At 69.0% G+C, this 11,237-nt stretch carries 11 protein-coding genes; 5 read left to right on the forward strand and 6 right to left on the reverse strand.

Translation table 11 applies throughout. The features are described from left to right. The first annotated feature begins 116 nt into the window (after positions 1–116). Complete coding sequence (locus ACTHN1_RS02050; protein ID WP_440469307.1) at positions 117–575, forward strand: carboxymuconolactone decarboxylase family protein; 459 nt, start codon at positions 117–119, stop codon at positions 573–575. A gap of 6 nt (positions 576–581) precedes the next feature. Here ACTHN1_RS02050 and ACTHN1_RS02055 read toward each other — a convergent pair whose 3' ends face one another. Both ACTHN1_RS02055 and ubiK read right to left on the reverse strand, forming a co-directional pair. Further along, positions 582–2,087: a YifB family Mg chelatase-like AAA ATPase gene (locus ACTHN1_RS02055; RefSeq protein ID WP_440469308.1), complete on the reverse strand. Its 1,506-nt coding sequence runs from the start codon at positions 2,085–2,087 to the stop codon at positions 582–584. Between the two features lie 10 nt (positions 2,088–2,097). Next, the gene (gene ubiK, locus ACTHN1_RS02060; RefSeq protein WP_440469309.1) at positions 2,098–2,367 is read right to left on the reverse strand and encodes a ubiquinone biosynthesis accessory factor UbiK; all 270 of its coding nucleotides are present in this window, start codon (positions 2,365–2,367) and stop codon (positions 2,098–2,100) included. A gap of 172 nt (positions 2,368–2,539) precedes the next feature. Here ubiK and ACTHN1_RS02065 point away from each other — a divergent pair, with 172 nt between their 5' ends. Both ACTHN1_RS02065 and ACTHN1_RS02070 read left to right on the forward strand, forming a co-directional pair. Next, the gene (locus tag ACTHN1_RS02065) at positions 2,540–2,878 is read left to right on the forward strand and encodes a P-II family nitrogen regulator (RefSeq protein ID WP_440469310.1); all 339 of its coding nucleotides are present in this window, start codon (positions 2,540–2,542) and stop codon (positions 2,876–2,878) included. An 8-nt stretch (positions 2,879–2,886) separates the two neighbouring features. Then, a complete protein-coding gene (locus ACTHN1_RS02070; protein WP_440469311.1) occupies positions 2,887–3,330 on the forward strand; it encodes a hypothetical protein in 444 nt (147 codons plus the stop codon). A 76-nt stretch (positions 3,331–3,406) separates the two neighbouring features. Here ACTHN1_RS02070 and speE read toward each other — a convergent pair whose 3' ends face one another. Next, positions 3,407–4,255, reverse strand: coding sequence for a polyamine aminopropyltransferase (gene speE, locus ACTHN1_RS02075; RefSeq protein ID WP_440469312.1), 849 nt, complete (start codon positions 4,253–4,255; stop codon positions 3,407–3,409). 150 nt (positions 4,256–4,405) lie between these two features. On the opposite strand from speE, the gene ACTHN1_RS02080 reads away from it, so the two are divergent. Together ACTHN1_RS02080 and speA are read left to right on the forward strand one after the other, a co-directional pair. After that, a complete protein-coding gene (locus tag ACTHN1_RS02080) occupies positions 4,406–6,196 on the forward strand; it encodes a M48 family metalloprotease (RefSeq protein WP_440469313.1) in 1,791 nt (596 codons plus the stop codon). Between the two features lie 62 nt (positions 6,197–6,258). Beyond that, positions 6,259–8,151, forward strand: coding sequence for an arginine decarboxylase (gene speA / locus ACTHN1_RS02085; RefSeq protein ID WP_440469314.1), 1,893 nt, complete (start codon positions 6,259–6,261; stop codon positions 8,149–8,151). A 101-nt stretch (positions 8,152–8,252) separates the two neighbouring features. Here the strand turns inward: speA and ACTHN1_RS02090 are convergent, their stop codons facing one another. The 3 genes from ACTHN1_RS02090 to argS all read right to left on the reverse strand — a co-directional run. Further along, on the reverse strand, positions 8,253–9,002 hold the full coding sequence (locus ACTHN1_RS02090) for an SDR family oxidoreductase (RefSeq protein WP_440469315.1): 750 nt from the start codon (positions 9,000–9,002) through the stop codon (positions 8,253–8,255). Positions 9,003–9,157: 155 nt separating this feature from the next. Next, positions 9,158–9,991 carry an SPOR domain-containing protein gene (locus ACTHN1_RS02095; RefSeq protein WP_440469316.1) on the reverse strand — a complete coding sequence of 278 codons (834 nt, stop codon included), beginning with the start codon at positions 9,989–9,991 and terminating at the stop codon, positions 9,158–9,160. Positions 9,992–10,006: 15 nt separating this feature from the next. Next, positions 10,007–11,237, reverse strand: a 1,231-nt coding sequence (gene argS, locus ACTHN1_RS02100; RefSeq protein WP_440469317.1) for an arginine--tRNA ligase, incomplete at its 5' end; no start/stop codon positions are given.

The following is an 11,237-nucleotide window of genomic DNA, read 5'->3' on the forward strand; positions in this document are numbered from 1 at the left end:
GGATGTGACGGCGAAGGGGATGGCGATGTCGCGCGGCGATGCCGGTGGCGTCCGTCACATGCCAAGGCGCCGGCGCGTCATCCCGATGTCCGTCCCTCAAATCCCGGAGCCCCGCCATGCAAGCCCGTATGCCCAACCCTGTTCTGATCCACAACGACGCCATGAAGGCCCTGTTCGCCCTCCACAAATCGACCCAGGGCAAGGGCGTTTCGGACAACTTGCTGCATCTGATCGATCTGCGGGTCAGCCAGATCAACGGCTGCAGCTTCTGCGTGGACATGCATGCCCGCGAATGCCGTCAGGCGGGCGAGAGCGACGAGCGCCTGTTCGCGGTCGCCGCATGGCGCGAGGCGCCCTGGTTCACCGACGCCGAACGCGCCGCGCTGGAACTGGCCGAAGCGGTGACCCGCATCGCCGACCGCGGCGACGCCGTCAGCGACGAGGTCTGGGAACGTGCCCGCGCGCACTACGACGAAGCCGCGCTCGCCTCGCTGCTGATTGCCATCGCCAACATCAACGTGTGGAACCGGCTCAATGTCGCCACCCGCCAGCCGGCCGGCCAGCGGGTGGCGTGATCGGTATCAGCGCGCGTCCGCGCGATCCATGCGCCGATAGCCCAGCGCCTCGGTGAGATGTGGGGTATCGATGTCGGGCGCGTCCGCGAGATCGGCGATGGTGCGCGCCACCCGCAGGATGCGCTGCATGGAGCGGGCGGAGAGCCGAAGCCGATCGATAGCGCGTTCGAGCAGTTCCTGGTCCGGGTCGCTCAGGCGGCACAGTTGCAGCGTGTCCGCCTGGCCGAGTTGGGCATTGAGCCTGCCGCTGCGGGCGATCTGGCGGATGCGGGCCTTCTCCACCCGCGCGCGCACCTGTGCGCTGGACTCACCGGCCACCGCATCCGGGCGCAGTTCGCGGGGTGGCAGCCGCGGTACCTCCACGTGCAGATCGATGCGATCCAGCAGCGGACTGGAAATGCGGCCGCGATAGCGCTGGATGACATCGGCCGAGCAGCGGCAGCGCCCGCTGCTGTCGCCCGCCCAGCCGCAGGGGCAGGGATTCATCGCCGCCACCAGCTGGAAGCGCGCGGGAAACTCGGCGCTGCGCGCCGCGCGCGAGATGGACACGGTGCCCGATTCGAGCGGCTCGCGCAGGACTTCCAGCGCGCGCCGATCCCACTCCGGCAGCTCATCGAGGAACAGCACGCCGTTGTGCGCCAGGGAGATCTCGCCCGGGCGCGGCTCGGCGCCGCCGCCCACCAGCGCCACCGCGCTGGCCGTGTGGTGCGGGCTGCGGAACGGCCGCTGCCGCCAGCGCGCGGGATCCAGTCCGCGCCCGCTGATCGATGCGATCGCCGCGGTTTCCAGCGCTTCGGCTTCGCTGGCTTCGGGCAACAGCCCGGGCAGGCGCGACGCCAGCAGGGTCTTGCCGCAACCGGGTGAACCGACCAGCAGCAGGTGATGGTTGCCGGCGGCGGCGACCTCCAGTGCGCGACGCGCCTGCACCTGCCCGCGCACGTCGCCCAGGTCGGGAATGAGCGCGGCTTCCGCCTGCGCTGTCTCGGCGACCGGCAATTCGCGCTGGCCACCCAGTGCGGCGCAGACCTCCAGCAGCGTGCGCGCGGTGCGCGCCCGGCCTTCGCGGGCGAGCGCGGCTTCCGGTCCGTTGGCGGGAGCGACGACAAGGGTTCGCTGCGCGCGCGCGGCAGCCAGCGCCGCCGGCAACACGCCATCGACGCCGCGAAGCTCGCCGGTCAAGCCGAGTTCGCCCACGAACTCGTGCCCGGCCAGCGCATCGCGTGGAATCTGCCCGCTCGCGGCCAGGATGCCGAGCGCGATGGGCAGATCAAAGCGTCCGCCATCCTTGGGCAGGTCGGCCGGCGCCAGGTTGACGGTGATGCGACGGGCAGGAAATTCAAACTGCGCGCACAGGATGGCGGCGCGCACCCGATCGCGCGCTTCGCGCACGGCGGCCTCGGGCAGGCCGACGATATGGGTCTGCGGGAGTCCTCCGGACAGGTGGACTTCCACCCGCACCGGAGGCGCGGCCACGCCCGCCCGTGCACGGCTGTGCACCAGCGCCAGGCTCATGGCGGCGGGATCAGGACTGGGTGGCGGGCGAGGAGGCGGGCGGTGCCGCTTCCAGTGCCTGGACGGTGCGCTCCAGGGCTTCGAGCTTCTCGCGGGTGCGCAGCAGCACCGCGCGCTGGACTTCGTATTCCTCGCGGGTCACCAGGTCCAGCTTGGTCAGGCCGCTCTGCAGGGCGCCCTTGAACGCCTGCTCCAGTTCCTCGCGGGATTCACGCAGTCCGGGCGGCACGAGGTCGCTGAGGCGGCGGGCGAGGTCGTCGAGATGATTGAGATCGATCATGGGGGTTCTCCGGCAGTGAGGCCGAGCATTGCATCCGGGCGTTGTCCCGGCCATCGGGCTTCACCGCTTCGCGCCCTCGGAAAATTCCGTCAGCGTGGGCGTCATTGAACCCGACCCCCGCCCCGGCCGCAACCGCGATATGCTGCCGCCAGCATTTCCGGAGACATTCCCGATGAAGATGATCATGGCCATCATCAAGCCGTTCAAGCTGGATGACGTGCGCGAAACCCTCGCCGAGTCCGGCGTCGCCGGCATCACCGTCACCGAGGTCAAGGGCTTCGGCCGGCAGAAGGGCCACACCGAGCTGTATCGCGGCGCCGAATATGTCGTCGACTTCCTGCCCAAGGTGAAGCTGGAAGTGGCGGTGACCGACGAACAGGTCGACGCGGTGGTAGAGGCCATCGTCAAGGCCGCCGGTACCGGCAAGATCGGCGACGGCAAGGTGTTCGTCTACGATCTGGAGCGGGTGGTGCGGATCCGCACCGGCGAGCTGGACGCCGACGCGCTCTGAGGCGGACGGTGAAGCGCTTCCTGTCGCTTGTGCTGGTGTGCCTGGCCGTGACCGCATCGGCGACGAGCGTGCCGCCCAAGCCCCTCGCGGACATGGTGCGGGAAGCCGACCACGTGGTGGTGGCGACCATCACCCGGGTCGACATGGTGGATGGCAAGGGCAGGTTGCTGACGGATCCCGAGGCCCGCACCGGTCCGGGCCTGGCCAACCAGATGCGCCTGCATCTGGACATCCACGAGGTGATTTTCACGCGCTTGCCGCCTGTTTCCCGCTCGGTGCGGGTGCCGTTGTGGACGATGTGGCATTACCAGTTGGGCGGCATGCAGGCGCAGCTCACCGGCCAGAAGGGCATATTCCTGCTCACCGGTCGCGGTTACCAACCGGTGTATCCGGCGGGCTTCCAGCGTCCGCTGGACGAACGGGAAGAGATCCAGCGATTGCTGGCCCGCTGAAACACACACGGCCAATGGAAAAAAAGAAGCCCCGCGACGCGGGGCTTCTTTCTTGCAGGGGCACTGAGATGGTTGCCTACTCGCCCAGCGCCCTGGCCACGAACGGCGGCGCGACCAGCGCGCCGGTGTGCAGGTGGGCGCTGTAGTACAGCGTGTCGAAGCCCTGGTTGGCGGCGTCCTGCTGGCGGAAATCGAAACCGCCGGACTTGCGCGCCATCGTCACGCTCCACCAGCCGGTCGGATAGCACGGCTGCGGGAACGGCAGGGTCTTGAAGGTGGTGAAGCCGGCCTTGCCCATTTCGCCGCGCATTTCCTTGATCAGGTCCAGCAGGGCCAGCGGGGATTCGGACTGCTGCACCAGGATGCCGTCGTCCTTCAGCGCGCGGAAGCAGCTTTCATAAAAGGCCTTGTTGAACAGGCCCTCGGCCGGACCGACCGGATCGGTGGAATCGACGATCACGATGTCCACGCTGCCGGCCGGGCAATTGGCCATGTAGGCCACGCCGTCGTCGAACAGCAGTTCGGCGCGCGGGTCGTCGTTGGATTCGCACAACTCGGGGAAGTACTTCTCCGACATGCGGGTGACCTGTTCGTCGATATCGCACTGGGTGGCGCTTTCCACGCCCGGGTGCTTGAGCACTTCGCGCAGTGTGCCGCAGTCGCCGCCGCCGATGATCACCACGCGCTTGGGCGCGGCGTGGGTGAACAGCGCCGGATGGCTGATCATCTCGTGATAGAAGAAATTGTCGCGCGTGGTCAGCATCACCGCGCCGTCGATGATCATCAGCTTGCCCCAGTCGGTGGTGTCGTAGATCTCGATCTTCTGGAACGGCGACTGCACCTCGTCCAGCTTGCCGGTGATGCGGTAACCGATGGCCGAGCCGGTGGGCTGGAAATGTTCGATGTACCAGTTGTCGTTCGTCATTGCGGCGGCGGTCCAGCGTTCAGGGGGCGCAGATTGTACCGGAACCGGGGTGATGGGCCGCCCGCGCATGGCTTAGCATCGGGGGGAAACGGAGCAGGGGAAGCAACGGGAATGGAGCCGGGACAAGCCCGCCGCGCGCGGATGGAACGATTGGAACGGCAGTACGAAGCCGCGCCCGGCGTCTACCGCCTGCGGCTGGCGCTGTGGGCGGGGCTGGGATACGCGGTCCTGGCGAGTGGGCTGATCGTCGCCGCCGGCCTGTGCATCACCCTGATCGTGCTGGCCGCCTCCCGATCGCTGGAGGATTGGCGGATCGTGTTTCCGATCCTCCTGCTGGGCATGCTGGCGATCACCCTGCTGCGCGCGCTGTGGTTTCGCTCCAGCCCTCCCGAGGGCCATCGGCTGGGTCCCGGCGAAGCGCCCGCGTTGCGCGAGGAGGTCGAGCGGATCCGGCGCGAAGTGGGGGCGCAGCGGTTGCACGGGATCGTCATCGACGACAGTCTCAACGCCGCCGCCGCGTATCTCCCCGATGGCTTCGGACTGCGGCAACGCCACTATCTCGTCATCGGACTGCCCTTGTTGCAGTTGCTTGACCGCCATGAGCTGGCGTCGGTGATTGCCCACGAGTTCGGCCATTTCCATGGCGGGCATGGTCGCTTCGGTGGCTGGATCTATCGCGTGCGCGTCAGCTGGCGGCGCCTGCTGGACGGGTTTTCCGCGCAGGGAAGCACCTCGCAACTGTTTTTTTGGTTTTTCCGCTGGTACGCGCCACGTTTCGAGGAACGCAGCATGGTGCTGGTGCGCCGGCAGGAGTACGTCGCCGACGCGATGGCCGCGCGGGTGGCGGGCGCGGTGCCGGCGGCCTCCGCGCTCACGCGGGTCCACCTGGCCTCGGATTGGTTGGCGCGCCGGTTCTGGCCGGACCTCCTGCGGCCCGCGCACATCTCGTCGCATCCGCCGGCGCAGGTGCACCTTCAGCTGGCCCGGGCGCTGGCCGATTGGCGCGGGCGGCAGGAGGCGGTGCCGGCGTGGGTGCGCAGGGAGCAACCCGAACCGGATGACACCCATCCGGCGTTGGCGCAGCGCCTGGCGGCCCTTGGCGTGGCGCTGGACATGGCACTGGGGCGGCCCGGCCCGGCGGCGGCGCCCGCGATGCTGGGCGAGGCGCTGCTGGACCGGCTCGAGCAGCGGTTCAGCCGGGAATGGCTGGCGGCGACGAAACCGGGGTGGGAAGCGCGCCACCGCGCCGCGCAGGAGGCCGAGCGGCGTCTCCAGATCCTGGCGGATGCCGCGACCCGCACCCCGGACGAATGGCTGGAATACGCCACGCTGCTGGAAGAACACCGTCCCGGAGCGGATCCGGTGCCGATCTATCGTGAAGGCGTCCGCCAACGCCCGTCGCACGCGGCCGGGCACGGGCGCCTGGGCATCCTCCTGCTGCGCCAGGGGCACGGCGAAGCGGGACTGGAACATCTGGAGCGCGCCATGCGGCTGTCGCCGTCGCTGTCGCCTTCGCTGCTGCGCGAAATGGACGATCACCTGCCGTCCATGCAGGAGGACGACCGCCTGCATGCCGCGGTCCGGCAGCTTCACCACGCCTTTGGCCAGCAAGCGGATGCGCCGCCGTCCAGCGATGAGGATCTCCAGCCGCATGCGCTGGAAGACGAGCCGTTGCAGGCGGTCCGCAGGGTGCTGGCGGGCCATCCGCGCGTGGTCGCCGCCTGGCTGGTGCGCCGGAAGGCGCCGGGTCTGTCGGTGCTGCCGCATTACCTGCTGCTGCTGGAATGGGGTGGTTCGGTCGCCAGCGAGCGGGCCGCGGTGCCGCGCCTGACCGGCCAGCTGACGCTGCCGGGCACCTTCACCGTGCTGACCACCACCGAACGCACGCCATTGCTGCCGCGGCTGCGCGCGCAGGCCGGCGAGCCGTTCTACCGGCGGTAACCGGACCGAAGCGGCGGGGGCGTTAGAATGCACGCCCTTTTTGGATTACCCGAGTTGCCGCGATGAGCGAGTGGTCCACCGACCAAGCCCGCAAGACCTATTCCATCCCGCACTGGGCGGAAGGGTATTTCGACGTGGATGCCGCCGGCCGCATCGTGGTCTCGCCCAAGGGCGCCGAGGGTCCGGCCATCCCGTTGCCGGAAGTGGTCGACGCCGCCCGCGCCAATGGCGCCAAGCTGCCGCTGCTGGTGCGTTTCCCGGACATCCTGGGCGACCGCCTGGGCAAGCTGCAGGCCGCCTTCGCGCAGGCGCAGGCCGACTGGGACTACCGGGGCGGCTACACCGCCGTGTATCCGATCAAAGTCAACCAGCATCGCGGCGTCGCCGGCACGCTGGCCTCGCACGCCGGCGAAGGCTTCGGCCTGGAAGCCGGCAGCAAGCCGGAACTGATGGCGGTGCTGGCGCTGTCGCGCCCCGGCGGGCTCATCGTCTGCAACGGCTACAAGGATCGCGAGTACATCCGCCTGGCGCTGATCGGCCGCAAGCTGGGCCTGCAGACCTTCATCGTGGTGGAGAAGCCCTCCGAGCTGCCGCTGGTCATCGAGGAGGCGCGCAAGCTGGGCGTCAAGCCGGGCCTGGGCGTGCGCATGCGGCTGGCGACGCTGGGCGCGGGCAAGTGGCAGAACAGCGGCGGCGACAAGGCCAAGTTCGGCCTGTCGCCGCGCCAGGTGCTGGATCTGTGGAAGTACCTGCGCGACGCCGGCCTGCAGGATTGCCTGGGGCTGCTGCATTTCCACATGGGCTCGCAGATCTCCAACGTCCGCGACATCGCCAACGGCATGCGCGAGGCGACCCGTTATTTCGTCGAGCTGTCCAAGCTGGGCGCGACCATCAGCCACGTCGACGTCGGCGGCGGGCTGGGCATCGACTACGAAGGCACCCGCTCGCGCAGCTATTGCTCGATCAACTACGGCCTGAACCAGTACGCCAGCAACATCGTGCAGCCGCTGGCCGACGCCTGCGAGCAGCACGGGCTCACGCCGCCGCGCATCGTCACCGAATGCGGACGCGCGATGACCGCGCACCACGCGGTGCTGGTGGTCAACGTGGCCGAAGTGGAACAGGCGCCGGAAGGCCGGGTGCCGCCGGCGCATGATGACGAGCCGGCGGTGATCCGCCACCTGCGCGAAATCCATGCCGAGCTGGACGAGCGGCCGGCGGTGGAGCTGTTCCACGAAGCCCAGCATCACCACAGCGAGGGCTTGTCGCTGTATGCGCTGGGCCAGCTGGATCTGGTCCATCGCGCGCGCATCGACGATCTGTTCTACGCCATCGCGCACGCCGTGCGCGGCCGCCTGAGCAGCGACGAGCGCAGCCACCGGGATCTGCTGGATGAACTGAACGAGCGGCTGGTGGACAAGTACTTCGTCAACTTCAGCGTGTTCGAGTCGATTCCCGACGTCTGGGCCATCGACCAGGTCTTCCCGATCCTGCCGATCGAGCGCCTGGACGAGGCGCCGGATCGCCGCGGCGTGATCGCCGACATGACCTGCGATTCGGACGGCATGGTCGAGACCTACGTCGAGAACGAGGGCCTGGACACCTCGCTGCCGCTGCATTCGCTCAAGCCGGGCGAGAGCTATCGCCTGGGCATTTTCCTGGTCGGCGCGTACCAGGAAATCCTCGGCGACATCCACAATCTGTTCGGCGACACCGACGCGGTGGAAGTCAGCGCCGACACCGGCACCGGCTACCTGCTCACCCAGCAGCGCCGCGGCGACACCACCGACGTGATGCTGGACTACGTGGGTTACCGGCTCGACGACCTGCGCGCGGCGTACCACACCCGCGTCGCCGAAGCCGGTCTGCCGCAGGAAGAAGCGGCGGCGCTGTCCGACGCGCTGGAAGCCGGCCTCACCGGCTACACCTACCTGTCCGACGAACCGCTGGCATAAGCCCGACATCGTCCCTTCCCCCGCTTGCGGGGGAAGGTGTCCCCAGGGCGGATGGGGAGCAAGCGGGGCGCACCGCGGCCATCAAAGACCGCGCAAAAACCTCATCCCCGGTAGACCTGGAATCCCGCGAACGACTGCGTCACCGGCATCAGCTCCAACCGATTGATGTTCAGGTGCGGCGGCAGCGTGGCGACCCAGAACAGCGTTTCGGCGATGTCCTCGGCGGTCATCGGCTGCGCGCCGTCATACAGCTTGTCGGACGCGGCCTGATCGCCATGCGTGCGCACCAAGGTGAATTCGGTTTCGGCCATGCCCGGTTCGATCGAAGTCACCCGCACGCCGGTGCCGTGCAGATCCGAACGCAGTCCCAGCGAGAACTGGGTGACGAAGGCCTTGGTGCCGCCATAGACATTCCCGCCGGGATAGGGATAGGTGCCGGCGATCGAACTGATGTTGATGATGGCGCCCTTGCGCGCGATCAGCGTGGGCAGCAGGCGCTGCGTCAGCGTGACCAGACTGTCGATGTTGGTGGCGATCATCGTGCGCCAGTCGTTCAGATCAGCCGACTGCGCGGGCGCCGTACCCAGCGCCAGCCCGGCGTTGTTGATCAGCAGGTCGACGTCGCGGAAAGCTTCCGGCAACGTGGCCAGCGCGGCATCCATCGCCGCCTCGTCGCGGATGTCGAAGCTTGCCGCGTGGACGCGCTCGCCGCCCAGTTCGTCGACCAGCGCCTGCAGCCGGTCCGCGCGGCGACCGGTGGCGATCACCCGCCAGCCGGCGGACGTGAAGCGGCGCGCGGCGGCGGCACCGAAGCCGGAGGTCGCGCCGGTGATGAGGGCGGTTCGGGTCATGGGGGCTCCTTCGAAAAATCAGCGGCGGGGCAGGGAACGCCGCACGCGGGTGGGGATGCAAAGAAAAGCCCGCCATGCGGGCGGCGCATGGCGGGCGGATATCGAAACGGAACGTGGCATGCGGACTCCTCGGCGTTCGCGGGAGTCCGGCGCGATCACTGGGCCTTGATGGCCATCGCCGGCAGCCCGCCGCTGGCCAGCTTCTGCTTGGCTTCGGCCAGCTCGCTGGCGGTGCCATAGGGCCCCATGCGCACGCGATAGACGGTCTTGCCGCCGATCTGCGCGGATTCCACCCGCGCGCTCAGGCCCAGCAGGGCGATCTTGGCCTTGGTGGCTTCGGCATCGCCGGAGGCGCCGAACGCGCCGGCCTGCAGGATGTAGCGCGCGCTGGTGTCCGCGTCGGCGACGGTGCGCGGGGTTGCCGCGGGCTTGGGCGTCGAAGCGGCGGCAGGCGACGTGGCGGGGGGCGCGGACGCCGAGGGCGCCTCGTCGATGGGGCGCGGCAACGCGCCCGGCGCGGCGCCGACCACCGCCGTCGTGCCGGTGGCGGGTGTCGCGGCGGCCGAAGCGGCCGCGGCAGCGGCCTTCTCCTCGCGCGCCTTGCGTGCGGCTTCCTCGCGCGCGCTGGCGGCCAGCTCGGCGTCGGACATCTGCACTTCCTTGCCGGGCAGCAGGGTGTAGAAGTCGTACTGCGGTTCCTTGGCCGGCACCTGCGTGTCGGCGCCACCATCGGCGACGGGCGCGGCGCTGGACGAGGCGCCCGCCGATTCGGGCACCACCGCCTCGACATCGGCCGAGGCCACCGGCGCCGGCTGCGCGTCCGGATTCGGCTGCGGACGGAAGAAGCCGTCGCCGTCCTTCTTCATCAGGCCCGGGGCGATGAAATAGATCGCCAGGCCGATCAACAGGCCGAGCAGCAGCCACACCCAGGCCGGGGTGGCATGGCTGGAATTACGGGTGGCCTGACTCTTGCCGCGACGTGCCGCCATTCAAAAAATCTCCGGTTACATTTTCTCGGGCGCGCTCACGCCCAACAGATCCATGCCGTTGGCCAGCGCCAGCCGCACGGCCGAGGCCAGCGCCAGCCGCGCGTCGCGCGCATCGGCATCCTCGATCAGCACGGGCGTGCCGGCGTACCACGTGTGGAAAGCATAGGCCAACTCGCGCAGGTATTGCGCGATGGCATGCGGCTCCAGCGACTCGCCGGCGTTTTCCACCACTTCCGGATAGCGCGACAACTCCACCATCAACGCCAGCGACAACTCGTCGTCCAGCCGCGCCAGATGGGCCAGGCCGTTGGCCTGATCGTAGGCATAGCCCTTTTCCGAGGCCTGGCGATGAAGGCTGCAGACGCGGGCGTGCGCGTACTGCACGTAGAACACCGGATTGTCGTTGCTCTGCTGGCGCGCCAGATCGATGTCGAAGGTGAGCTGCGAATCGGGCTTGCGGGCGATCAGGAACCAGCGCGTGGCGTCACGTCCGGCTTCCTCGGTCAGATCGCGCAGGGTGAAGTAGCTGCCGGCGCGCTTGGACAGCTTCACTTCCTCGCCGCCGCGCATCACCGTGACCATCTGGTGCAGCACGTAGTCCGGGTAGCCGGCGGGAATGCCGCAGTCCAGCGCCTGCAGGCCGGCCTTCACCCGCGCCAGCGAGCCGTGGTGGTCGGCGCCGAGCTCGGTGATCGCGCGCTCGTAGCCGCGCTGCCACTTCGACAGGTGGTAGGCGACGTCCGGCACGAAATAGGTGTAGGTGCCGTCGGACTTGCGCATCACGCGGTCCTTGTCGTCGCCGAAGTCGGTGGTGCGCAGCCACAGCGCGCCGCCTTCCTCGTAGGTGTGGCCGTGGGCGACGAGCGCGCGCACGGTCTCCTCGACCTTGTCGTCGGCGTACAGCGACGACTCGAGGAAGTACACGTCGAACGACACGCCGTAGGCCTCGAGGTCGGCGTTCTGCTCGCGGCGCAGCCACGCCACGGCGAAGCGGCGGATCGCGTCGAGGTCCTGCGGATCCTTCGCGCCGGTGACGGCGTGATCCTCGAACGACACGGTGTCGCCGCGCAGGTAGGCCTGCGCCACGTCGACGATGTAGTCGCCGCGATAGCCGTCCTCCGGCCAGCCGGCGTCGTCCGGGCCCTTCCCGAGCGCGCGCGCCTGCACCGACCTGGCGAGGTTGTCGATCTGGGCGCCGGCGTCGTTGTAGTAGAACTCGCGCTTCACGTCCCAGCCATTGGCGTCG

This window comes from Pseudoxanthomonas sp., assembly GCF_051953815.1.
Lineage (GTDB): Bacteria > Pseudomonadota > Gammaproteobacteria > Xanthomonadales > Xanthomonadaceae > Pseudoxanthomonas_A.

Excerpts from the sequence above, each read along its gene's own strand:
- ubiK (WP_440469309.1), bottom strand. The coding sequence starts at position 2,367 with ATGATCGATCTCAATCATCTCGACGACCTCGCCCGCCGCCTCAGCGAC.
- ACTHN1_RS02065 (WP_440469310.1), top strand. The coding sequence starts at position 2,540 with ATGAAGATGATCATGGCCATCATCAAGCCGTTCAAGCTGGATGACGTG.
- ACTHN1_RS02090 (WP_440469315.1), bottom strand. The coding sequence starts at position 9,002 with ATGACCCGAACCGCCCTCATCACCGGCGCGACCTCCGGCTTCGGTGCC.
- speA (WP_440469314.1), top strand. The coding sequence starts at position 6,259 with ATGAGCGAGTGGTCCACCGACCAAGCCCGCAAGACCTATTCCATCCCG.
- speE (WP_440469312.1), bottom strand. The coding sequence starts at position 4,255 with ATGACGAACGACAACTGGTACATCGAACATTTCCAGCCCACCGGCTCG.
- ACTHN1_RS02050 (WP_440469307.1), top strand. The coding sequence starts at position 117 with ATGCAAGCCCGTATGCCCAACCCTGTTCTGATCCACAACGACGCCATG.
- ACTHN1_RS02055 (WP_440469308.1), bottom strand. The coding sequence starts at position 2,087 with ATGAGCCTGGCGCTGGTGCACAGCCGTGCACGGGCGGGCGTGGCCGCG.
- ACTHN1_RS02095 (WP_440469316.1), bottom strand. The coding sequence starts at position 9,991 with ATGGCGGCACGTCGCGGCAAGAGTCAGGCCACCCGTAATTCCAGCCAT.